This window comes from Sanguibacteroides justesenii, from assembly GCF_003204205.1.
GTDB classification, from domain to species: Bacteria; Bacteroidota; Bacteroidia; order Bacteroidales; family Marinifilaceae; genus Gabonibacter; species Gabonibacter massiliensis.
Map to the genome: position 1 here is coordinate 222,948 of NZ_QJPL01000002.1, position 22,447 is coordinate 245,394.

The 22,447-nt window shown below is 43.1% G+C and carries 20 protein-coding genes, 1 tRNA gene and 1 riboswitch; of the genes, 8 read left to right on the forward strand and 13 right to left on the reverse strand.

The annotated features are described in order from the left end of the window. Nucleotides 1–79: 79 nt before the first annotated feature. From DMB45_RS03935 to rbfA, 6 genes are all read right to left on the reverse strand, one after another. Nucleotides 80–664, reverse strand: a complete 585-nt coding sequence (locus tag DMB45_RS03935) for a sugar O-acetyltransferase (protein ID WP_041505325.1) — start codon at nt 662–664, stop codon at nt 80–82. A gap of 11 nt (nt 665–675) precedes the next feature. Next, nucleotides 676–990, reverse strand: coding sequence for an MGMT family protein (locus DMB45_RS03940; RefSeq protein WP_041503489.1), 315 nt, complete (start codon nt 988–990; stop codon nt 676–678). A gap of 78 nt (nt 991–1,068) precedes the next feature. Beyond that, nucleotides 1,069–1,476 (reverse strand): VanZ family protein, encoded by a 408-nt coding sequence (locus DMB45_RS03945; RefSeq protein ID WP_041503262.1) that lies wholly within the window; start codon nt 1,474–1,476, stop codon nt 1,069–1,071. Continuing rightward, nucleotides 1,476–2,300, reverse strand: coding sequence for a peptidylprolyl isomerase (locus tag DMB45_RS03950; RefSeq protein ID WP_052649402.1), 825 nt, complete (start codon nt 2,298–2,300; stop codon nt 1,476–1,478). The genes DMB45_RS03945 and DMB45_RS03950 overlap by 1 nt, the downstream gene beginning before the upstream one ends. A gap of 4 nt (nt 2,301–2,304) precedes the next feature. Then, nucleotides 2,305–3,513, reverse strand: coding sequence for an ABC transporter permease (locus DMB45_RS03955; protein ID WP_041505244.1), 1,209 nt, complete (start codon nt 3,511–3,513; stop codon nt 2,305–2,307). Between the two features lie 65 nt (nt 3,514–3,578). Further along, nucleotides 3,579–3,914: a 30S ribosome-binding factor RbfA gene (rbfA, locus tag DMB45_RS03960; RefSeq protein WP_041503264.1), complete on the reverse strand. Its 336-nt coding sequence runs from the start codon at nt 3,912–3,914 to the stop codon at nt 3,579–3,581. Between the two features lie 91 nt (nt 3,915–4,005). Here rbfA and DMB45_RS03965 point away from each other — a divergent pair. Further along, a tRNA-Pro gene (locus tag DMB45_RS03965) sits at nt 4,006–4,078 on the forward strand. 269 nt (nt 4,079–4,347) lie between these two features. Beyond that, on the forward strand, nt 4,348–6,240 hold the full coding sequence (gene speA, locus DMB45_RS03970; RefSeq protein ID WP_041503265.1) for a biosynthetic arginine decarboxylase: 1,893 nt from the start codon (nt 4,348–4,350) through the stop codon (nt 6,238–6,240). 214 nt (nt 6,241–6,454) lie between these two features. Here speA and dinB read toward each other — a convergent pair whose 3' ends face one another. From dinB to lepA, 5 genes are all read right to left on the reverse strand, one after another. After that, the gene (gene dinB / locus DMB45_RS03975; protein ID WP_082027540.1) at nt 6,455–7,531 is read right to left on the reverse strand and encodes a DNA polymerase IV; all 1,077 of its coding nucleotides are present in this window, start codon (nt 7,529–7,531) and stop codon (nt 6,455–6,457) included. Nucleotides 7,532–7,783: 252 nt separating this feature from the next. Then, a complete protein-coding gene (locus tag DMB45_RS03980; RefSeq protein WP_041503267.1) occupies nt 7,784–8,806 on the reverse strand; it encodes a 1,9-bis(guanidino)-5-aza-nonane synthase in 1,023 nt (340 codons plus the stop codon). 133 nt (nt 8,807–8,939) lie between these two features. Further along, the gene (gene speB, locus DMB45_RS03985) at nt 8,940–9,803 is read right to left on the reverse strand and encodes an agmatinase (RefSeq protein ID WP_041503268.1); all 864 of its coding nucleotides are present in this window, start codon (nt 9,801–9,803) and stop codon (nt 8,940–8,942) included. Between the two features lie 179 nt (nt 9,804–9,982). Beyond that, the gene (locus DMB45_RS03995; RefSeq protein ID WP_041503270.1) at nt 9,983–11,290 is read right to left on the reverse strand and encodes an amidohydrolase family protein; all 1,308 of its coding nucleotides are present in this window, start codon (nt 11,288–11,290) and stop codon (nt 9,983–9,985) included. 26 nt (nt 11,291–11,316) lie between these two features. Then, nucleotides 11,317–13,104, reverse strand: coding sequence for a translation elongation factor 4 (gene lepA, locus DMB45_RS04000; RefSeq protein WP_041503271.1), 1,788 nt, complete (start codon nt 13,102–13,104; stop codon nt 11,317–11,319). Between the two features lie 152 nt (nt 13,105–13,256). Between lepA and DMB45_RS04005 the strand changes: the two genes are divergently transcribed. The 6 genes from DMB45_RS04005 (at nt 13,257) to DMB45_RS04030 (ending at nt 18,582) form a co-directional block, all read left to right on the forward strand. After that, on the forward strand, nt 13,257–13,757 hold the full coding sequence (locus DMB45_RS04005) for an RNA polymerase sigma factor (protein ID WP_052634616.1): 501 nt from the start codon (nt 13,257–13,259) through the stop codon (nt 13,755–13,757). Nucleotides 13,758–13,768: 11 nt separating this feature from the next. After that, a complete protein-coding gene (locus DMB45_RS04010) occupies nt 13,769–14,371 on the forward strand; it encodes a hypothetical protein (protein ID WP_041505242.1) in 603 nt (200 codons plus the stop codon). A 151-nt stretch (nt 14,372–14,522) separates the two neighbouring features. Next, nucleotides 14,523–15,284, forward strand: a complete 762-nt coding sequence (locus DMB45_RS04015) for a hypothetical protein (RefSeq protein WP_041505241.1) — start codon at nt 14,523–14,525, stop codon at nt 15,282–15,284. 106 nt (nt 15,285–15,390) lie between these two features. Then, nucleotides 15,391–16,269 (forward strand): YicC/YloC family endoribonuclease, encoded by an 879-nt coding sequence (locus DMB45_RS04020; protein WP_041503275.1) that lies wholly within the window; start codon nt 15,391–15,393, stop codon nt 16,267–16,269. Nucleotides 16,270–16,444: 175 nt separating this feature from the next. Then, entirely contained in the window at nt 16,445–17,047 is a 603-nt protein-coding gene (nadD, locus tag DMB45_RS04025) for a nicotinate (nicotinamide) nucleotide adenylyltransferase (RefSeq protein WP_041503276.1), read from the forward strand. Between the two features lie 159 nt (nt 17,048–17,206). Continuing rightward, nucleotides 17,207–17,397: riboswitch (cobalamin riboswitch) on the reverse strand. Between the two features lie 273 nt (nt 17,398–17,670). Beyond that, complete coding sequence (locus DMB45_RS04030) at nt 17,671–18,582, forward strand: YitT family protein (protein ID WP_041503277.1); 912 nt, start codon at nt 17,671–17,673, stop codon at nt 18,580–18,582. A gap of 265 nt (nt 18,583–18,847) precedes the next feature. On the opposite strand, the gene DMB45_RS04035 is transcribed toward DMB45_RS04030, so the two are convergent. Together DMB45_RS04035 and DMB45_RS04040 are read right to left on the reverse strand one after the other, a co-directional pair. Beyond that, on the reverse strand, nt 18,848–19,141 hold the full coding sequence (locus DMB45_RS04035) for a PG0541 family transporter-associated protein (RefSeq protein ID WP_041503278.1): 294 nt from the start codon (nt 19,139–19,141) through the stop codon (nt 18,848–18,850). A gap of 62 nt (nt 19,142–19,203) precedes the next feature. Continuing rightward, complete coding sequence (locus tag DMB45_RS04040; protein ID WP_041503279.1) at nt 19,204–22,368, reverse strand: efflux RND transporter permease subunit; 3,165 nt, start codon at nt 22,366–22,368, stop codon at nt 19,204–19,206. Nucleotides 22,369–22,447: the final 79 nt, after the last annotated feature.

The window sequence follows — 22,447 nt, forward strand, 5'->3', positions numbered from 1 at the left end:
TCCTTGGAGGACAAAGTTAAAAAAAAAGAGTTTTCTATTTTCCACTATCGCGGGTTATTTTTATGAGGGATCTCCGCTTTTAACGTGTTTGCGTTTTATCCTCGTCGTTTTCACCGAGTTGCCGGATGATCCTGCAAGGATTACCTGCGGCAATTACATTTGCCGGAATATTTTTAGTGACGATACTGCCTGATCCGATGATGCTGTTGTCCCCGATCGTAATACCCGGATTGATAATGGTTCCTCCTCCGATCCATACGTTATTACCGATCGTGATGGGATAAGCGTATTCCAGACCTTTGCTTCTTTCGGTTGCTTCTAACGGGTGTCCGGCTGTAAAAAGGGATACGTTGGGGCCCAAAAGGACATGATCTCCTATTTTAACCTCGGCGCAATCCAAAATAGTACAGTTATAATTGGCATAAAAGTTTTCTCCGATGGTAATGTTGTAGCCGTAGTCGCACCGGAAGGGAGGTTCTATGTAATATTGCGTTCCGGTCTTTCCTAATAATCGCTTCAGGATAACGCTCCGTTTTTCCAGTTCGCGGGGAGGCGTAGTATTGAATTCGAGCAAAAGTTCTCTCGCGTGTAATCGTTCGGCCGTCAACTCTTTCCCGGAGGCGATATACATCTTTCCGGTCAGCATTTTTTCTTTTTCTGTCATGGTTCGTGTTCTTAAAATAATCTCCAAAGATGTCTTTTTAAATCGACACATCCGTTCGATTTGAAGGTGATATTTTCCGATAGAAGCAATTTCCTTTGTTCCGTCCATCCCGGAACTGTGCGCCCTTGGCTGTTTACAACCCGGTGACAGGGTAAATTTAAGTAGGCAGGGGCATGAGACATTGCCCGTCCTACCAGTCTGGAATATTGCGGTTGTCCGGCCAGGCGGGCAATCTGTCCGTAAGTACTTACAAAGCCAGGAGGTATCTCTTTTACGGTTTGATATACATCCGAATAAAACTCTTCTTTTGTTCCGGTCTTTTTCACGGGTATAAATTCAAAACAAGGAACAAATTTATTCGAATGGGGGGAGAATTCCAAATGCTCTATTGTCGAGGGGTACAATCAGAACTTGTTTTTGATTCGGGATAATAATTTGTCTTTTTGTCTTTTAACCGCGGGATAAAGCAAACAACCGGCAACAGCACCCAATACGTCTGCCAGCAGATCGCCCCACTCTCCTCCGCGTTGGAAATAAGTCATCTGTAAAATCTCGATCAGTCCGCCGTAGATAAAACTGAATATCACGGTTATCCAAAAGATAGTATGGGTACGTATTCTGGTTTGATAATGCAGTTCACTGCATAAAAAAATGGCCATGATAAAAAACATACCGAAATGTACGACCTTGTCTAAATGCGGGATGTTTAAATGCGGATCGGGAACCGACTCGGAGGGCATGGCACATAGAATAAATATGACGAGAGCCCAAATGATATTTCTAAATAGCAGGGTTTGTTTACGTGGTATCATTACTCGATGATTTTTACGCGGATGATTTTTACATCTGTAAGCGGACGGTCTTGCTTGTCCGTCTTTAAGGCGGCAATACGGTCGATGACATCCAAGCCTTCGATAACCTCTCCGAATACCGTATACTCTTTATCCAAATGATGGACACCGCCCAAGGTCGTGTATGCCTCGATCTTATCTTCCGGCATGTGGATTTTGTCGGTATTCAGATTCCACTCGAAAGCAATGTCCGTTTTTATTTTTTCAGCGATTTCCCGAAATTCCGCCACTTTTTTCTGTGCGCGCAACGTGTCTAAAATAGCTTTTTTTTCTTTCGTGAAATATTTCTGTTGGATGGCTTTTTTAATCGGAACGTTCGCGGCGTTTTCTATTTTCTTTAACTCCTCGGGAGTATATTTTTTCCCTTGTACGATATAAAATTGGGAGATATCCGATTCTTTGAAGAAATTGACCCGGTCCGGTTGACGGGGTGCTGCTAAAGCCCCTTTTTTATGGTAATGGTTCGGTTTTATCTCCGCGTCGATAATAACTCCTTTTCCGAATCCGATAACTTGTCCGGGAACGGCATTCCTGCTGTCGGAAGAACCTCCTTGAATGATAAAGTTTTTGATCGTTCTGTAAAAAAGGGTCCCGTCATAATGCCCGGCTTTAGCCAGTCTGATAAAATGATCCCGGTGAATGGGCGTGTCGTTGTATAATTTGGCTTTCATCGTCCCCATATTGGTTTCGATCAGGACAAGAGTCTCTTTTGTTTGTCCTAAACCGCGGACGGAAGCTGTGGTGAATAGGAAACAGAGCAAACCGATAAAGAAATAAGGTCTCATGGAATTAGTTTTTAACGATTTTACGAATAAGGTATTTTACGGGAAAATGTGATGCCAGGTAACCGATAGCAATAACCGAGATCAGGATAATCAATATATCGTGACCTATCAGTTTAACGGGATAGGCATCGATCATGTAATTTCCTTCACCCAAAGTAATCCATCCGAAATATTCCTGCCCCAAACAGAGTAAGGAACCAACGATAAGTCCGAAAAGGGCTCCGATACCGGTAATCAGGTTTCCTTCCAATTTGAATATGGAGATGATTTTTTCCCTGCTCATTCCAAGGGCTTGATATATGCCGATATCCTCTTTTTTGTCGATGATCAGCATGGATACGGACCCGATGATATTGAAAGAGGCGATTAAAAGAATAAAGAGCAGGATCAGGAAGATGGCTAACTTTTCCGATTTCATCATGGCGTAGAAAGAACGGTTGGTATCGTATTTGTCTTCGACCTTGTATTGTTGTTGGTTAATGGCGTTCTTGAGTTCGGCTTTGATGTTAGAGATCCGGTCCGGATCGTTTAGTTTGATTTCGATTTGAGAGATCTCTCCCGGTACCATGAAAAGTCTACGGGCGAAATCGATGTCCGTGATGACGTATTTGCCGTCAATGTCCTGTTGAGCGGAGAACAGGGCTATCGGAAAAATATTCTCGCTGTTCAGGGCCGATGCCGCCGAAGAGGAGTTTTTGTCCGGATAATAAAAGGTCATGGGTGTCGTTAGCCCGATTCTGAGCTTGAGTGTTGCGGCAATCGAATATCCGAGGACGGCCGTGTATTTGTCTCCTTCTTTTAAGGAGTATTTCCCGGTAGAGATCGTGTGGTCTATCCCGGTGTGCTCGTTGTAATTTTTATCGACTCCTTTCACCGTTACGGGCATAAGTTTTTTCCCGTACTTTACCAAAGCCTTTTCTTCTACGACGGGATCGTAGGACCGAATTCCTTCCGTGTGTTTCAACGTCTCTATCAGTAAAGAGTCCGTTTTGAAAAATTTTCCTTTTACCGGGGACAAGGTGATGTCAGGGGTAAAACTATCGGTAGCGTCGGTCAGAAGCAAGTCGATCCCGTTGAAAACGGAGAGGACGACAATCAGGGCGGCCGTACCGATAGCTACCCCGATCATGCTGATAATCGAGATAATATTGATGGCATTCTGCTTCTTTTTTGAAAACAGGTATCGCCGTGCGATGAATACCGATAAATTCATGAAAAAGAGCTTTGGGTTTCAGCCTCGCCGACTGTTTGATTTGACTCGACTCGAAGGTATCGAAATTATTTTAAAAGTTCGTCGATTTTTTCGATATAATCGAGACTGTCATCCACGAAAAATCTCAGTTCGGGAATGATGCGGATCTGTTTACCGATTTTTTTTCCGAGGATAAAACGGATGTTCTTATTTTTTTCCGTTAAGCTGTTCAGAACCTTTTCCGTCAATTCGGAAGGGAAGATGCTTAGGTATACCCTCGCGTAGGATAAATCCGGACTGACTCTTACGGCTGTAACGGATAAAATAGCTCCCACGGTATACTCCTTACACTCCTTCTGAAACATTTCGCTTAAGTCTTTTTGAATTAAACGTCCTACTTTATTTTGTCTGATTGAGTCCATTATAAGAAAAATTGATGATTCGGTAAAAATTTCTACAAAGATAGTGATTTTAATTTAGACTTTTATTATCTTTGCCCTCGCAAAACGAAAACGGGATGTAGCGCAGTTGGTAGCGCGCCACGTTCGGGACGTGGAGGCCGCTGGTTCGAGTCCAGTCATCCCGACTGTTAGAAATGAACACGCTGACTTACAGCGTGTTTTTCTTTTGGGTGGCTGTCGTGTCGTCCCCGATTGTTGTAAAAACGGATCGTCGTATTTTACTACTATTTTATTCTTGCTGCTGATGGCTTAAATTGTAATTTTAAATATACGATCTGCAATTTAAAATTTGTAACTAATATTCTGCTGACAATCTGCCTGAAAAGTATATTAATATTGAAAATATATTGTAGATTTGCGCAAACAATCAATCTTAAAACGGTCTTGCATAGAAATGAGAAAATGGAGTATTGACGATTCGGCCGAACTGTACAATATCAACGGTTGGGGGCTGAACTATTTTTCAATCAACGAGAAAGGACATGTTACGGTGACACCTAAAACGGGAGGGCCCCGTATTGATTTGAAAGAACTGATGGAAGAACTTCAGGTTCGTGACGTGTCGGCTCCTGTATTATTAAGATTTCCGGATATTTTGGATAACCGGATCGAGAAAATTTCGAATTGTTTCGAGGCTGCGGCGAAAGAGTACGGTTATACGGGAAAGAATTTTATTATCTACCCGATAAAGGTGAATCAGATGCGTCCGGTGGTGGAGGAGATTGTAAGTCACGGGACCAAGTATAATATCGGATTGGAGGCCGGTTCGAAACCGGAATTACACGCGGTATTGTCTATTGATATCGATGATGACGCCATGATCATTTGTAATGGCTATAAGGATGAGAATTATATCGAATTGGCTCTTTTGGCCCAAAAGATGGGACGGAATATATTCCTGGTGGTCGAAAAGTTAAACGAACTTCGGAATATTGCCTCTATTGCCAAACGATTGAAGATACGTCCCAATATCGGGATCCGGATTAAATTGGCAAGTTCTGGAAGTGGAAAATGGGAAGAGTCCGGGGGCGATGTCAGCAAGTTCGGCGTAAATTCGAGTGAATTGCTCGAAGCCCTGGATATCTTGGAAAAGAACAAACTGATGGATTGTCTTAAGCTGATCCATTTCCATATCGGTAGTCAGGTAACCAATATCCGCCGGATAAAGACAGCTTTAAAGGAGGCTTCTCAGTTTTACGTGCAATTGCAGTCCATGGGATACGATATCGATTTCGTGGATATCGGCGGAGGTTTGGGAGTGGACTATGACGGGACGCGTTCGGCTACGAGTGGGAATAGTATGAACTATTCGATTCAAGAGTATGTAAACGATGCGGTTTCAGCGATTGTAGATGCCTGCGAGAAGAATGAATTGAAACAACCCAATGTTATTACGGAATCGGGGCGTTCTTTAACGGCTCATCATTCGGTGTTGGTCTTTGAAGCATTGGCCAGTACCAGCTTGCCCGAATTTGACGAAAACGAGGAGATAACAGAGGATGCCCATGAATTGGTAAAAGAACTTTACGACTTGTGGGAAAACCTGAATCAGCCGCGTTTGATTGAAACCTGGCACGATGCCATGCAGATCCGGGAGGATGCCTTGGGACTCTTTAATTTAGGACTGATAGATTTGCGGACGAGAGCACAGGTGGAGCGTCTTTTCTGGTCGGTAGCCCGTGACGTGTATGACATGGCCGTCAATACGAAACATGCTCCGGATGAATTGAAGAAGATTTCCAAACTTTTGCCGGATAAGTATTTTTGTAACTTTTCACTGTTCCAGTCTTTACCGGACTCTTGGGCCATCGATCAGATATTCCCGATCATTCCGATTACCCGGTTGAACGAGCAACCGACCAAATCGGCTACGATACAGGATATTACTTGTGATTCGGATGGCAAGATAGATAATTTTATCTCTACCCGTAATTTCTCCTATCATTTACCCGTGCACGAGTTGAACGGGAAAGAACCCTATTATTTTGGCGTCTTCCTCGTGGGAGCTTATCAGGAGATATTGGGAGACCTGCATAATCTTTTCGGGGACACCAATGCCGTGCATATTAAAGTGAAGGGAGACGAATACGTGATCGATAAGATCATCGAGGGAGAGACGGTAGCCGACGTGCTTGAATATGTACAATTTATGCCGAAACGAATGGCGCGGACTGTAGAGGTTTGGGTTACCAGTTCCGTAAAAAAAGGAATTATATCGGCGGAAGAAGGACGGGAATTTTTATCTAATTACCGTTCCGGCCTGTATGGATATACTTATTTGGAATAATTTAGGCGAATAGAAAAAGGTCCGTGCTGTCGCAGCAGGGACCTTACAGTATCAATAACAAATTTATGAAAAAAAACGTCTAAGTTCAGTTTGAAATCCACTACAAGTGTAGTGGATTCTGTTTTTATAAATAAGACAACTCTATTACATTTCGGTTAATGAGTAGTTGTTTCTCGTGTTCTTTTACGGAGATTCGCTCTAAATGTTTTCGTAATTATTTAAAATTAAAGCTAAGTTGTGTAGGTTGGTGAGGGGATGAACCGTCAAAAGGATTGGAAACGGATAAACCTAACAGGCGGATGCGGTAGTCCTCCAATTTCAACTCGTTCAATAAATTCTTCGCCAAAGGGAGAATCTCTTGTAAAGTAGTCAATTCGTTGCTTAAACTGATGCTGCGGGTTTTCTGTGTAAAATCGGGAAATTTCACTTTTAAGGTTAGTGTATGCCCTTTGAAGTTATTTTTTTCCAATCGGCGGATGAGCTCTTTCGTGATGTGATAGAGCTCTATGATAAGAGCGGTATGGGTTGTCAGGTCTTTATCGTAAGTTTGTTCGCATCCTACCGATTTACGGATTCTAAACGGTTCCACGGGACGGGGATCGATGCCGTGAGCGAAATCGTAGTAGAGCGTTCCCGCTTTTCCGAAATTGCGTGTCAGAAATTCCGGGGAACAGTATTGTAAATCCTGTCCCGTATGTACTCCGAGCTCATGCATTTTTCGGGCTGTGACTTTTCCGATACCCCAGAAAGCTTCAATAGGGAGCTTTGCGATAAACGAGAGTGCCCTGTCCGGATGGATCGTGTAGAGACCGTCCGGTTTCCGGTAATCGGAGGCGATTTTTGCCAAAAATTTATTGTAAGAGATTCCGGCCGATGCGATCAATCCTAATTTTTCTTTGATCTCTTTTTTGATTGCTTTGGCAACGTCGACTGCCAGAAAGATACCTTTTTTATTTTCGGTTACATCTAAAAAAGCTTCATCAATGGAAAGCGATTCGATCAGGTCCGTGTATTTTCTGAAAATCTGATGGATTTCCCGGGAAACGGCCTTATATACCTCCATGCGGGAGGAAATAAAGATCAAGTCCGGACAAAGCTTTAGGGCCTTCATGGAGGACATGGCCGAATGGATACCGTACCGACGTGCTTCGTAGCTGGCGGCAGCGATGACTCCCCGGGCTTCCGGACGTCCTACCACAACGGGTTTTCCCCGGTATTCCGGATGGTCGCGTTGTTCGATGGATGCATAAAAGGCGTCCATATCGATATGGATAATTTTTCGGTTGTACATGTTGGTCGTTACGAAGGTAACCGATTATATGTTATTCCGGAAGAAGAGACGGGTATTTCTTTTTTTATTCAATTCTTTTTAATAATAGCAGCACAAAAATAATGCGGAAGTGAGGAAGATAAATGAAAGTGATGTCACTCTTTTTTGTTGTTAACCATCGATTCTTCTTAAAAAGGAAAATACTTGATGAAATAAAAACTGTCCCGAAAATAAATTAGGGACAGTTTTATATGGTAAAAAATCGCTAATGACTTATTTTACGAATAGTTTATTCCAGTTTTTGTATTCTCTTGCCTTCCATGCATTGCTGTGATATATATAGCTGGCGATCAATGGAATGACGGTGGTTCCTTCTGCATATACCATTTGTTCGTAGGTGACATCCACCTTACCCCAGGAGCAAGCTTCTTTTAATGTGGATGAAGAGCAGGCTCCGTCCCGAACATCGGCTACGGTGATTTGGATGGCGTATTTATGCATGGGTACTTCATAACCTAAGATTTCGGCACATACAACCGTGTCCTGTGCAAAATTTTTCGGAGTACCTCCGCCTACCATGAACAAACCGGTGGTTCCTGCTTCGATTTTAATTTTGGTCAATTCGATAAAATCTTTCACGGAGTCGATAGAAACATGTTTATCCGGGTGTTCCCATTGATGTTTTCCGATGCCGAATCCGGCGCTACAATCGGAAAAAGCAGGACAGAAGATAGGTACTCCGCATTCGTAGCATGTTTGAATCAAGCTGTCTTTTTTCACGGCATGTCCCTCGTGTAACCATTTTCCGATTTCCCAGATGAACTCTCGGGAAGAGTAAGGACGAGGCTCTAAATTGTTGGCGATTTCGTAAGTCGTATGGTCGCAAGCCTGGAGTTCTTCTTCATCGATGAACGTATCGTAGATACGGTCAATGTAAAGTTCGCGTAATTGCATATCCGGCACGTCCTGGCTACCTTTATAGTGTTTGAAACCAAGAGCCTCGAAAAGGTCCATGTCGATAATGGAGGCCCCGGTAGAAACCACGACGTCGACCATTTTGTTGCGAACCATGTCCACGTATACCTGCATACATCCGGCGGCACTGGTGCTGCCGGCAATGGTAAGAATATTAGTACACTCTTTCTCTTTCACCATTTTCATCAAGATATCGGCGGCACGAGCGGTATCGCGAGAGGTGAATGACATATCGCGCATCGCGTCGATTAATTGCGTTGAGTCATACGATTTGATGTCGATGTGTTTGATGGTGTCTTTTAATAAATCTTTCTTTTCCATTTTTGTTAATCTTAAAAATATAAAGGTGCAATTATGAGGACCTTATAGACTCAATATTTTTAATTGGAAGTTGATTGAACGATCGGGTGATTTTTTAGTCGTAAAATCACGGAATCGCTTAATCATAAATCTTTTATTGGTTGTTGTATTTCATGCTCAATATCTGATAAATCAGCTTGCTGGCCAAGAAATCGGGAGCTTTATTCGACTCGTTCGGGCATAGTTCCACAACATCCATACCGATGATATTATGTCTCTCGTTGATCAGTTTCAGGAAATTCAGAACTTCCCGGTAATAAAGTCCGTCCGGTTCTGGAGTTCCGGTAGAGGGCATGATGGCCGGGTCGAACACGTCGAGATCGATGGTGATATACACGTTGTCGTGTAATTTTTGAGAAACCATGTACATCCAGTTACTACCTTCCTTGGCATCATGTAAGTCATGGGCATAGAAGATGCGGTCCGGCATGATATTCTCTTTCTCTTCGATGGCAGAACTTCTGATTCCAACCTGGGCTATGGTTGCGACTTCTTTTGCCCTGGCCATAACACAGGCGTGGTTATGGGTGGAACCTTCGTATTCGCTACGCATGTCCGAATGGGCGTCGAGTTGTAAAACCGAGAATTTATCGAAATGTTTGGCAAAAGCCCGGAAAGCTCCGATACTTACGGAGTGTTCTCCTCCTAAGATGACAGGAAATTTCTTGTCTTTTAGTATCGCATCTACCCGGCGTTCAACTTCCTGAGACATGGCTTCGGGAGAAGATGCTTCCGAGACAGGCTCTACGGTTGCAATGCCTTTTCTATATACTTCAGAATCTGTTTCAATATCATAAAGCTCCATATTGGCAGAAGCTTCTAAAAGTGCATCCGGACCTTTATCGGCACCTTTTATCCAAGTACTTGTCCCGTCATAGGGAACGGGTAATATTACGATTTCGGCTTTATCGTATGCTGTATACTCTTCTTCCAGTCCGCCATAATTTAAATTTTCCATATCTTCTTGTGTTTATATTGTTTATAAACTTTTTCTTTTATAAATAAGGATTGCAAAGCTAAACTATTTAATTGAAAATTGAAAGATGAAAATTGAAAATAACTTGCTTCCGTCCTAATCTTTTTACGAATCGGAAAAAATAGGCTCAAAGGATAGGGATTTTTTAAATACAAATCCTTTTACGAAAGACGAAACGAGCAGGCAATTCGTTTCACTGCCTTTAAGGTCTCTTCTTTATCGATATGCAATACCTCCCGATTTTTCATGATCCATTCCCCGTTTACCATGGAATAACGGATATTTTTGCTGTTCATGGCATAGACGATCGCGGAGTATTCGTCGTAAACGGGAATCATATTGCTGGCATTAGCATGCACGAGTATCAGATCCGCTTTTTTCCCTGTCTCTATGGAACCGGTGATTCCGTCTAACCCCAGAGCCTTTGCCCCGTTGAGGGTTGCCATTTGTAAGGCCGTACGGGCCTGGATTGCCTCCGGGTTGTAGTGGACTACTTTAGGCAATAGGGCGGCGAAGCGCATCTCCTCCACCATATCCAAGGTGTTGTTACTTGCGGTGCCGTCGGTTCCGATTCCGACCGTGACACCTGCTTTCCGGTAGGAGTCCGTATCGGCAATTCCGCTGGCTAATTTCAGGTTGCTTTTGGGACAATGCCCGATAGAAGTACGTGTGCTTGCGAATAATTCTGTTTCTTTCGGGGTCAGCCACACGCCGTGGGCCGCAATGACGTTTTTGTCCAATAATCCGATGGAATGGAGATATTCTCCCGGAGTTTTTCCGGTACGGATTTTAATATCTTCCACCTCTTTTCGTGTTTCCGAAACATGAATCTGTAAGAGCGTATTGTATTTGTCTGCCAATCGCTTACCGCTTTTCAGTGTCTTTTCGGAACAGGTATAAGGAGAGTGAGCGCAAACGGAAGGATGAATCAAGCTGTCGTTTTGCCACTTTTGTATCAATTGTTCGCAAAGAGAGAGTCCTTCTTCTACTGTTTTAAAGCTGGCTGTCGGGAAATCGATAAGCGATTCTCCCACTACCCCCCGAATGCCTGCCTTTTTAGCCTCTTCCGCGATGATATCTTCAAAAAAGTACATGTCGTTGAAACAAGTCGTACCCGATTTGATCATCTCGATAAAAGCCAACCGGCTGGCAATCCGAACATTTTCGGGCGTGACGAGACGAGCTTCTGCCGGAAAAATGTGTTCCGTCAGCCACTCGTGCAAGGGAAGATCATCAGCAAATCCGCGCAAAAGGGTCATGGGAACATGGGTATGAGTGTTAATGAAACCGGGCATAACAATCATTCCTGCCGCATCCGTGATCTCTATTTCGGGGCTGTTTGTTTGGCGTTCATTCATAGATCCTATACGGAGGATTTCATCTCCTTCGATATCGATAAAGCCGTTTTTTACCACCTCCATTTGGGAATTCATCGTAACGATGCAGGCATTGATGATCTGTTTTTTCATGTCCGTTTGTTTATGAACAGGTTACCTTAATCTAACTTCAAAACGGCAAGGAATGCTTTTTGCGGTACTTCCACGTTCCCGATCTGTTTCATTCGTTTCTTCCCTTTTTTCTGTTTTTCCAGCAATTTGCGTTTCCGGGAGATATCACCCCCGTAACATTTGGCAGTAACGTCTTTCCGGACGGCCTTTATGGTTTCCCGGGAGATGATTTTGGCTCCGATGGCAGCTTGGATGGCAATATCGAATTGTTGTCGGGGAATGAGTTCCTTGAGTTTCTCGCAAATCCGTTTTCCGAACGAATAGGCGTTATCGAAATGAATAAGTGCGGAAAGGGCATCCACGGACTCCCCGTTCAGCAGGATGTCCAGTTTAACCAGGTTGGCTTGTCTGTAACCGATTTGGAAATAGTCGAAAGAGGCGTATCCTTTGGTGATGCTCTTCAGTTTATCGTAGAAATCGAACACGATCTCGGCAAGCGGCATTTCATAGTTTAACTCGATGCGGTTACCGGTCAGGTAGTGTTGTTTGATCAAAGTTCCCCGCTTTCCGAGGCAGAGGGTCATGATCGGACCGATGTATTCGGTCGGGGTGATGATCTGTGCTTTTATATAAGGTTCTTCGATGTAATCCAACGTGGTCGGAGAGGGCATGTCCGACGGGTTGTGCATCTCGTATACCTCTCCTTTGGTCGTGTGAGCGATATACATTACGTTAGGAACCGTCGTGATCACATTCATGTCGAATTCGCGGTCTAACCGTTCCTGAATGATCTCCATATGCAACATCCCCAAAAATCCGCAGCGAAAACCGAAGCCTAAAGCTGCTGAAGATTCCGGTTCAAAAGTCAGGGAAGCATCGTTAAGTTGCAGTTTCTCTATGGAAGTTCGTAAATCTTCGTAATCCTCCGAATCGATGGGGTATATTCCCGCGAATACCATGGGCTTAACCTCTTCGAAACCCTCGATAGCTTTGTCGCAAGGGCGGTTGATATGAGTAATCGTATCGCCGACCTTCACCTCCGAAGAGGTCTTGATGCCGGAAATAATGTAGCCGACATCCCCCGTCGGCAATTCGGCGCGGGGTTCCTGATTCAGGCGTAAAACACCGATTTCGTCCGCGGTATACTCCTTTCCCGTGTTTACAAATTTGACCTTATCTCCGCTTTTTAAAGAACCGTTCACGATGCGACAATAAGTGATAATCCCGCGGAAGGAGTTGAATTCGGAATCGAAAATCAAAGCTTGCAACGGAGCTTCAGGATCTCCCGTGGGAGCTGGAATCCGTTCCACGACGGCTTCCAATATCCGGTCGACACCCATTCCGGTTTTACCGCTGGCTTCCAATATATCTTCTCTTTTACAACCTAAAAGTTCTTCGATCTGGTCTTTTACCTCTTCGGGCATGGCGTTGGGCATATCCATTTTGTTCAACACCGGAATGACCTCCAAATTATTGTCTATTGCCAAATAAAGGTTGGATATCGTTTGGGCCTGAATACCTTGTGTCGCGTCCACGATCAGTAGAGCCCCTTCGCAGGCCGCGATGGAACGGGATACTTCATAGGAAAAATCCACATGTCCCGGCGTATCGATCAGGTTTAGCACGTATTTTTCTCCCTTGTAATTGTAATCCATCTGAATGGCATGGCTTTTAATGGTGATTCCCCGCTCTCTCTCCAGGTCCATGTCATCGAGAACCTGAGCCTGTAAGGCTTTGCCTGTCACTGTCCCCGTGTATTCCAGCAGCCTGTCTGCCAATGTACTTTTTCCGTGATCAATATGTGCGATAATACAGAAATTCCTAATGTGCTCCATGTATGAAATTTGCAATTAATAATTTGGAGTGCAAAGATAGTGATTTTCCGTGAATATGAAGTGTCGAGTTTTGAAAATGAAACGGGCTAAACGACAGAATCGTATAAAATATTTTTTAGTCTGCTGTGATTTTTGTTTCTTGCGTGCGTCTTATGAGAAAAAAATCGATGGATCAGGAGTTAGAAAAAGAGTTTATTGCTTTTATTCAGGAGCACCAACGGATCATTTATAAGGTCTGCTATTTATATTCCCGGGATGCAGGCCATTTAAACGATTTGTATCAGGAGACGGTAATCAATTTGTGGAAGGGGTTTCCCGATTTTCGCCGGGATGCAAAGCCTTCTACGTGGGTGTATCGGATTGCTTTGAATACCTCCATCTCCTATTTCAGACGGTTTATAAAAAGGTCGAAGATACTACCGATTGATGTCGCGTCGGATTTGCCGGACGATGACAGGGATGTAGCGGGAGAGATAAAAGAGATGTATGTTTTGATCGATCGGCTGGGGCAGCTGGAAAGGGCATTGGTGTTGCTTTATCTGGAAGAAAAGTCGTACCAGGAAATAGCGGTGATTACGGGATTGTCGGTGACGAATGTTGCGACAAAACTCAGCAGGATCAAAGAAAAATTGAAAAACATGTCTAATGGTTAAATTATTGTGTTATGGAATTGGATAAAATGAAAGATAATTGGAATTCCTGGGAAGAATCCCTCAAAAGAAAAGAGATTCTCGATGAACGGATGATTAGAAAAATGATAGAAGGGAAACGGAATCAGGCTATCGATAAATTAATCAATGCTGAGATTTGGTCGGGAATATGTGCTTGTATAAGTATCATTTGTTGTACTATCGTGTGGAGTGGGCCGGTTGGGAAGAAACATATGCAGGATTGGTTCTTGTGGGTTAATCTTTTGGTATTGTTTTTTATGGTCTTATACGTGTGGAGAGGTCTACGATCGTTACACCGGATGGATGCGATAAAGAAAAACATGAAAGAGCTTGCCTTCTCCATTCATCGTTATAAAAGGAGTTCTCAGACAGAATTATTGTTTACTCCTTTTCTCGGTATCATGTATGCTGTTTTGTTCATTAGTTCTCTTAAAGCTTTTAGCGATATCGCGTACTATTTCATTCTTATTTTTGTTGCAATAGGTCTTTTATTTGCCGTTTTATTAAGTTGGATTATCTATCGGCGTTTTACGCTGAAAAATATTCAGGAGATACAAGAGAGTATTGAAGAGTGGGAAGAAGTCGAGAAGGATTGATAGGAGCTTTACAATCGGCGGATTTGTAAATCCTTTCATTTTATGAACGATAATCTGTTCAGAAAGTAGTTACAGGGTAATATGTTCGAATAATTTTTTAAGTTTGTGCGTTTGAAAAAGCATCAGACCGAAAATTTTATTATTTGAAAACGTGGAGGCAAAATTTTATAAAGAGAAGATTATCGATCTTATGACTTTGTTGTTCGGTCCTTTTTCGGGAGGATTGTTGATGAGTATAAATTTTTTTCACATGGGCCGTAGAAAGGCGGCTTGGTTTACCTTGTTGATATCTTTACTTTTAACCCTTGTGATCGTACTTGTTTTATGTTCTTTGCCGGATGAGCAGGCAGATCGGGTTCCTCGATATTTGATACCGGGATTGAGCGTGATCATTATCGGTTTTGTTGTTTATAAGACCCAAAAAAGACGTTTGGATGAACACGCCCGGGAGGGCGGTACCTTCTATTCCGCCTGGCGGGCTTTGGGTGTTAGCCTCGTGGGTCTTTCGGTTTTGCTCTTGTTGCTGGTCGCCACTCTGTTTTTTACGGATATAGGGAATGTATGGCCGGAGGAACTGGATCTATATGAAGAAAAAGCGTTGAAGGTTTACGAGATGATTGAGCGGGAAGAGGACCCGGAAATTGTTCGTGCTTACGTGGATACGGTCTCTCTCGTTTGTTGGAAAAAATATCAGGATGCGTTGCGGACGATAGAGCGTTCGAAGGATTTGGGAAAGGAAAATCGTTTGGAGCTTACCTATCTGAAAAAATATGTGGAGTTGCGGCTTCAAGAGTGTTCCCAGATGTTGATCTGGTTGGAAAATCCTTTACTCCGGGACGAGGAGCTGAACCGTATTCAGGAGGAGATAGATAAGATTTTGTCAGAGTACCGTCAGAAAATGTTGGGAGAGTAATATTTTCCCGGCTGCTTTCCTGAACTTTTTCGATATTTTGTAACCTTGTTTCTAAAATAAAAGCCCTACTTTTGCAAGGAATTGTAACCTAACAAAAGTGAAAATTATGGTAAAATCAATGACCGGTTTCGGGAAAGCAACTGTTGAAAGTGGTGATAAGAAGATTGTGATTGAGGTAAAAAGCCTGAACTCAAAACAATTGGATGTTAATTTGAAGACTCCGAATTTATATAAAGAGAAAGACATAGAGATTCGGAATACAATAAAAAATTACCTGGAACGAGGTAAAGTAGACATGTTCATTTATTTTGACGGTACGGATGCGGATAAAGAAGTGGCTGTAAATAAATCCGCCGTTTCCCAATATTACCAACAAATGCTTGATGTTGCTTCTTCCTTGGGGGTAGAACCGGATAAAGGGGAGTTGTTACAGACGATCATGCGTTTTCCGGATACACTTCAGGTAAAATCAGAAGAGTTGGATGAAGAGGAGTGGCTTCATTTGAAGGCCGGAATCGTGAAAGCCCTGGAAGAGGTTAATAAGTTCAGAGTACAAGAGGGAGCCGTATTGATAAAGGATATATTGAATCGTATAGAGCTGATTAAAAGTTTATCGGCAGAGGTTCCTCGGTTTGAAGCTCAACGTGTCGTGGCGATAAAACAGCGTTTGCAGGAGAAAATGAAGGAGTGGGGGGAAATCAAGAATATAGATGAAAACCGTTTGGAGCAGGAGATCATCTATTACTTGGAGAAATTGGATATCACGGAAGAAAAAGTGCGTTTAGCCAATCATTGCAAATATTTTATAGAAACGGCTGAAAAAGAAGAGGCTCCGGGACGTAAATTGGGTTTTATCGCCCAGGAGATCGGTCGTGAAATCAACACGATGGGGTCGAAGGCAAACGACCATGACATTCAGAAATTAGTAGTGCGAATGAAAGATGAATTGGAGAAAATTAAGGAGCAAAGCCTTAATGTTTTGTAGGTCGAAAACGAACCGGAATTTAAATAGCACGCGGGAACGGATGAGATGGGTTATTTAATTGTCGTTTTTAGATGGCACGTTTAAAAACGGGAGGACTCGGAGGGTAGGAAGAGCTTGGTAAAGTCACCTGATCGTTGATTACGGAATGAATGAGATAGCGACTAATTTTTGAAAAATGAATAATGATAATCAAATACCTTTTCGGATAGGATTGTTTTTCGGTTCTTTTAATCCGGTTCATAACGGTCATATCGGAATTGCCCGTTATCTTCTCGATAATGGATATTGTGATAAGTTGTGGTTTGTTATTAGTCCTTGTAATCCTTTTAAAGTTAATCAGGCATTATTGCCTGAACAAGATCGGTTGGAGATGGTAAAAACAGCCATAGCCGGAGACGAAAGAATGTCGGCTTGCGATATCGAGTTTTCCATGCCTAAACCTTCTTATACGGTAGATACCTTAAGATTACTTTCATCCCGCTATCCGGATTGCCTGTTTAAATTAATCATAGGAGAAGATAACCTGTGTAATTTTCATTTATGGAAAGACGATCAATGGATTCGAACGCATTACCCTCTGCTCGTTTATCCCCGTAAAGGGTTTGAGTGTTCCGGGGAAGAGTATCCGGATATATCTTTTGTCGATGCTCCTTTGTTTCCTTATTCGTCGACTGAGATAAGAGACCGGATTCGTTCGGGAGGCGATATTTCCGACTGGGTTCCTTCCTGCTTACGGTCTTTGGTTATAAAGAAATACGAAGGGTCTAAAAAAGAATAAGTGAGCTTCTATTTTATTATAGAATTAAGTTGGCAGAGAAATTCTATAAAAAATACCTACTCACCTATTCAGCAGAACAACGCTTGTTGGAAAATGGGGAAGAAGAAAATTGTGGCAAGCACAATAGACATCTTACCAGCTTCTTTTCCCGAAAGCTACAGTAAAAACTAATGTTTGGCAGGTTTTCTGACTTGCTTCCTTTTTGTCGCCTTCCCATTTTTATAAACAGTGGCAGTAGAGACTAAAGTTAACGAAGCTTACAGCTGCGGGTACAGTTCACGATTTTCACATGATTCCCTCGGAGCGTTCGAAGAACATTCACTATCCAAAGCAAAGACAAATATAAACAAATAAATGAAAATAAGGATGGGATAAATAATAATTTTGAAAGACCTATTTTCTTTTGATTGAGGGTGAGATGAGTTGATACGGCTTTTTTTGTTTTTTGTATAAATATGTGGTCTCTTGTATAAATATGCATGATATCCAAAGATTAAATCTAAGATTATCAATATTTTACATGATTTGTAATTACATCGAAAACGTTGTGGGAAATCGAAAACAAGTTGTACTTTTGTGCGTCTGAAAAAGTGGAATTAATAACTCAGTAAATAAGTTTAAACATGGGATTTGTAACGAAGGAGAAATTATTCTCCAAGGATTTCTTTATTACCTATTCTTGGTTGATAGGTGGTTGTTTTGTGTTTGCGTTGGGAGCCGTGATGTTTGCCGAACCCTATGGATTTGCACCGGGAGGAACATATGGTCTCTCTATGGTTTTCCATCATTTGTTCGGTTGGAGAACAGAAGCAACGGCTTTATGTATGGATGTGCCCCTGTTGTTGCTCGGTATCTATTTCTTAGGAGCCAAGTTCGGTATTAAAACGGTAATCTGTACTTTTGCTATTCCGGGTTTTATGTGGTTGATTCACCAATCTTATGGTTTTGATGCTTTGTTGGAACCGGGGGTAGAAAATCGGGCTGATTTGCAAGAACAACTGTTGTCCTCAATTTTCGGGGGTATTGTATACGGTATAGGGATCGGTATGATTTTTAAATCCAGGGCTACTTCGGGTGGGTCGGATATCATTGCGATGATTCTGAACAAATATACGCATATTTCTTTAGGTACATTGGTAATTATCGTAGATTGTACGATCACGTTGACGACTGTTTTGGCTTTCGGGGATTGGAAATTACCGATGTATTCCTGGATTATCGTGTTTATCGAAGGTAAAGTGATCGATTTGATCGTGGAAGGAGCTTCCGTACATAAGACCTTGATGATTGTAACGAAAGAGGTCGAGTCGGTAAAGAGTATCATATTGAAAGACATTAACCGGGGAGCGACCCTGTTGCCGGCCGTCGGAGCCTATAAGGGAGAATCCCGTGAGATTATTTATACGATTCTTACCCGTCGGGAGATGATGATATTGCGTCATCGTATCCGGGAGATAGATCCGGAAGCCTTTATCAACGTCATCGACTCCCGTGAGATATTGGGTAGAGGATTCAAATCCTTAAAGGAGGATTAGGGATCAGGATTAATTCGAACAGGATTATTTTTATAAAAACAGATAAGATGCCTTATTTCAGGGCATCTTTTTTTTAACTATGTTTTTATGTTACTTGGATTGCCTCTTCCGGCTCCTACCTGAAAGAAAAACTTTCGTTATGATGTGGAGAATCTGTTGTTAGATATTCGAAAGATGTAGATTATAAATCAAAAGAATTCTTGAATTCAGAGATTGAATTTGAATCACTGAATCCAAGAATCTATTCATCTGCAATCGCTGATTATCAATAGGTTTGCGTGATGTCCCAGACAAAGGCTCTGATACCGTTTTCTCTGTTCACGTTGTCTAATTTTTCCACGTATTTGAGGATCAAAGGAACCTTGTGGTCTTCCACGATGGTAAGAATGGCCGAGTTCATTTCGGGCCAGGTGTGTGTCCCCATGCGGGGTTCACCCGTGTTCGTTCCCCTACCGTTTACTAAAGGGAACTGAGTCCAGCCTCGTACTTGCAACTGGTCGAGTAAATAGTCCACCCGTTCTGTTAAGGCTTGGTTATAGGATATAAATACAGCTTTCATATGAATTTGTTTTATAACCCGGGATCCGATAAGTTTACTCTTCCGAATTCCGGGTTGTAAATTTATTTTTGTTCTAACTCTTTCGGATCAAAGTCCCGCATAAACTTGAATTGTTTACTTAACGCCTTTTTCTTGTCACGGCTACCGCTCTTATCCATAGCAGCATAGATGACGGGGACGATAATCATGGTGATGATGGTAGAGAATACCAAACCTCCGATTACGGCTACACCCATCGGGCGCCATGTTTCGGAACCCTCTCCCGTGCTCAGTGCCATCGGCAACATACCCAAGATAGTCGTTAATGCTGTCATCAATACCGGACGAAGACGGGACCGGCAGGCTTGTGCGATGGCATCGTATAACCGGATACCTCTTTCCCGCATCAGATTGATGAAGTCGATCAATACGATACCGTTCTTCGTTACGATACCGACCAGCATGACGGCGCCTAATGCCGCGATCACACTCATGGTCGTATTTGTCAGCAGCAGGGCCAGGATCACCCCGGAGAAAGCGAACGGGATAGACAACATGATGATGAACGGCATTTTGAATGATTCGAACTCGGAGGCCATAACAATGTATACCAATAACATGGCTAATACCATCAACATGGCTAACGAACTGAATGACTCCTGTTGGTCTTCGTAGCTACCTCCCACGTATACGGAGATCTCTTGCGGGATTTCGTTTTTCATGTCGTCGATCACTTTCTGGGCGGCGACAGCGATGTCTCCCAATGAGACTCCCCTGGAAGGGGTAATGGATACTTTTACCAAACGTTGTTTACTTTTACGTTCGATGTTTGGCGGAGACCAATACTCTTTGATTTCACCCAACTCTTTTAACCGGATCTTTTCTCCCGCAGCATTCGTAATCAGGATATTTTCTATTTCGGTGATAGAACTCCGGTATTTTTCCTGCAAGCGGACGATCACGTCATACTCTTCTCCGTCTTCCTTGTATTTCGTGGGCTTATATCCGTATACTCGGTTACGTAGGGCGTTGGCTACTTCCGTGGTGGTCAAACCGTGTCTTGAAAGTTTATCTTGGTTCAAGAATAGCTGGAGTTCCGGCTTGTCGTCGTCCCGGCTGATGTTGATATCCTCGGCACCGGGTACGTCTTCCATCTTTTGTTTGATGGTTGCGGCCAGTTTATTGGTTTGTTCGAAATCAAATCCGGAAATTTCGATGTCTACGTTATTGCTCGACATGGAACCTCCGCTGGAGGTACTAACCGTATATACCAAAACATCAGGCAGCTCTTTCAATCGGGAACGAAGGTCGTCGGCGATGGTAAATACACTGCGATTTCTATCTTTCAGATCTACTAATCTGGCTCGGATATTCAAAATATTACTACCGGTTTTATTGAATAGGGAGGAGAATCCCGCATCCTCGTCTTCACTACCGTAAGAGAGATTGATCTGTCTGATCTCCGGGTAATTCGCTCTCATAATCGAGTCGATTTGCAGGGCAACCCGTTTGGTCTCCTCTACTCTTTGTCCGGTCTGCATCTTCACGTATACGTTCATGGAACCCTGGTCGTTCTGGGGCATAAAGTCCGTACTGATGTATTTGGCCAAAAACATGGAAGCCACGAAAATAACCACGGCTGTCAGTGTGATGGTTGTTTTGTGATACAAGGACCAACGGATTAATCTTTCATACCAGGCATCCAACTTATCCAATAATCGCATAACGGTACTGTTATAACTGAATTTGCTTTCTTTTTTCTGCGTATCCTTATCTTGTAGGCGCAGTAGCTGGGAAGAGAGCATAGGGGTCAAACTGATAGCCGTTACGGTAGAGGTACAAACGGTAATACATACGATATAACCCAATTGTTTGAACAGGATTCCGGTCATACCCGTAACCAAGGTCAACGGGAAGAATACGGCCACGGTAACCAAGGTGGTTACGATAACCGACAACCATACCTCGTTTGTCCCGTATTTAGCCGCTTCGCGCGGAGCACTTCCCCGTTCGATGTGTTTCGTGATGTTTTCCAAAACCACGATAGCGTCGTCCACAACCATACCGATAGCAATCGAAAGGGAGGACAGGGAAATGACATTTAGCGATTCGTTCGTGATAAAAAGATAGATAAATGCCACGATCAACGAGATCGGGATGGTCAGTGCGATGATAAACGTCGCCCTCCATCGTCCGAGGAATAGTAATACGACCAAGACTACGAAGATCAAAGCGTACATCAATGTTTCCGACAGGTTGTTGATGGATTGAACGATGAAGTCGGACGAGTCGACCAATACGTCGATTTTAATGTCGGGAGGCAACTCTTTCATGATCTGAGCCATCTCTTTTTTGACGGTTTTAGCGATGGCTACCGTGTTGGCATCGGATTGTTTGGTTACTAACAAAATCGCTCCCTGTTGCCGGTTGATCAACTGCTCTAAGGTGATATCCTTGATCGTATCTTTAACGATAGCGATATCTTTGAGCAGTATGGATTTGCCGTTATTCGTTGCGACTACGATATTCTTGATTTTTTCGCTGTCGTCGAACTCTCCTTCCACGCGGACCTGATAATCCATGATACCCATTTTCAAATTACCGGCCGGAAGATTCTTATTCTCGGCAGCGATCAGATTTCCAAGGCTCTCCACGGTCATGTTGTAGGCATCCAGTTTGTTCGGATCGAGATCCACGTAGATAACCCGTTTGGGAGAACCTGCGATGGTCACGGAAGCGACCCCGTCTACCCGGTTTAACCGGTTGATCACCTTGTCGTCGACGATCTTTTCGATTCCGGGATAAGAAGCGTCTGCCGTCAAAGAATAAATGATTACCGGCATCATGGACGTATTGAACTTGAACAAGGAGGGGCGATCGATATCGTCCGGAAGATTATCCATGGCCTTGTCGATAGCGTCACGAACGTCATTTGCGGCCTCGTCTAAGTTGGCTTCCCATTCGAACTCCAACTGGATAACGGAAAGATTATCGTATGAGGTAGAGGTCAGCTCTTTCAAATCTTCCACGGAATTCAACTGATCCTCTAATATTTTTGTGATATTGGTTTCTATATCCGCGGCGTTTGCTCCCGGATAACTTGTCATTACCGATAGATAGGGAGGGTCCATCTTAGGATACTGGTCAACGGGGAGTTGGACCAGCGAGAAGACTCCCAGCACGATGATACCGACGAAAATCATCAATGTCGTAATCGGTTTTTCTACGGCTGTATTAAATATACTCATCTTTTTTGTTTTAGATTTATGATTCGGATTTATGACGGTTACTTGTGGTCCCCCTCTCTTCGCATGATGATGCTTAAAT

What these genes read in the sequence shown, in the direction of transcription:
- DMB45_RS03935 (WP_041505325.1), bottom strand. Translation starts at nt 664, where the DNA reads ATGACAGAAAAAGAAAAAATGCTGACCGGAAAGATGTATATCGCCTCC.
- DMB45_RS03980 (WP_041503267.1), bottom strand. Translation starts at nt 8,806, where the DNA reads ATGGAAAAGAAAGATTTATTAAAAGACACCATCAAACACATCGACATC.
- DMB45_RS04020 (WP_041503275.1), top strand. Translation starts at nt 15,391, where the DNA reads ATGGTAAAATCAATGACCGGTTTCGGGAAAGCAACTGTTGAAAGTGGT.
- DMB45_RS04030 (WP_041503277.1), top strand. Translation starts at nt 17,671, where the DNA reads ATGGGATTTGTAACGAAGGAGAAATTATTCTCCAAGGATTTCTTTATT.
- DMB45_RS04040 (WP_041503279.1), bottom strand. Translation starts at nt 22,368, where the DNA reads ATGAGTATATTTAATACAGCCGTAGAAAAACCGATTACGACATTGATG.
- DMB45_RS04005 (WP_052634616.1), top strand. Translation starts at nt 13,257, where the DNA reads ATGAGAAAAAAATCGATGGATCAGGAGTTAGAAAAAGAGTTTATTGCT.
- speB (WP_041503268.1), bottom strand. Translation starts at nt 9,803, where the DNA reads ATGGAAAATTTAAATTATGGCGGACTGGAAGAAGAGTATACAGCATAC.
- dinB (WP_082027540.1), bottom strand. Translation starts at nt 7,531, where the DNA reads ATGTACAACCGAAAAATTATCCATATCGATATGGACGCCTTTTATGCA.
- nadD (WP_041503276.1), top strand. Translation starts at nt 16,445, where the DNA reads ATGAATAATGATAATCAAATACCTTTTCGGATAGGATTGTTTTTCGGT.
- DMB45_RS03945 (WP_041503262.1), bottom strand. Translation starts at nt 1,476, where the DNA reads ATGATACCACGTAAACAAACCCTGCTATTTAGAAATATCATTTGGGCT.
- rbfA (WP_041503264.1), bottom strand. Translation starts at nt 3,914, where the DNA reads ATGGACTCAATCAGACAAAATAAAGTAGGACGTTTAATTCAAAAAGAC.
- speA (WP_041503265.1), top strand. Translation starts at nt 4,348, where the DNA reads ATGAGAAAATGGAGTATTGACGATTCGGCCGAACTGTACAATATCAAC.
- DMB45_RS04035 (WP_041503278.1), bottom strand. Translation starts at nt 19,141, where the DNA reads ATGAAAGCTGTATTTATATCCTATAACCAAGCCTTAACAGAACGGGTG.
- DMB45_RS04010 (WP_041505242.1), top strand. Translation starts at nt 13,769, where the DNA reads ATGGAATTGGATAAAATGAAAGATAATTGGAATTCCTGGGAAGAATCC.
- lepA (WP_041503271.1), bottom strand. Translation starts at nt 13,104, where the DNA reads ATGGAGCACATTAGGAATTTCTGTATTATCGCACATATTGATCACGGA.
- DMB45_RS03995 (WP_041503270.1), bottom strand. Translation starts at nt 11,290, where the DNA reads ATGAAAAAACAGATCATCAATGCCTGCATCGTTACGATGAATTCCCAA.
- DMB45_RS03950 (WP_052649402.1), bottom strand. Translation starts at nt 2,300, where the DNA reads ATGAGACCTTATTTCTTTATCGGTTTGCTCTGTTTCCTATTCACCACA.
- DMB45_RS03955 (WP_041505244.1), bottom strand. Translation starts at nt 3,513, where the DNA reads ATGAATTTATCGGTATTCATCGCACGGCGATACCTGTTTTCAAAAAAG.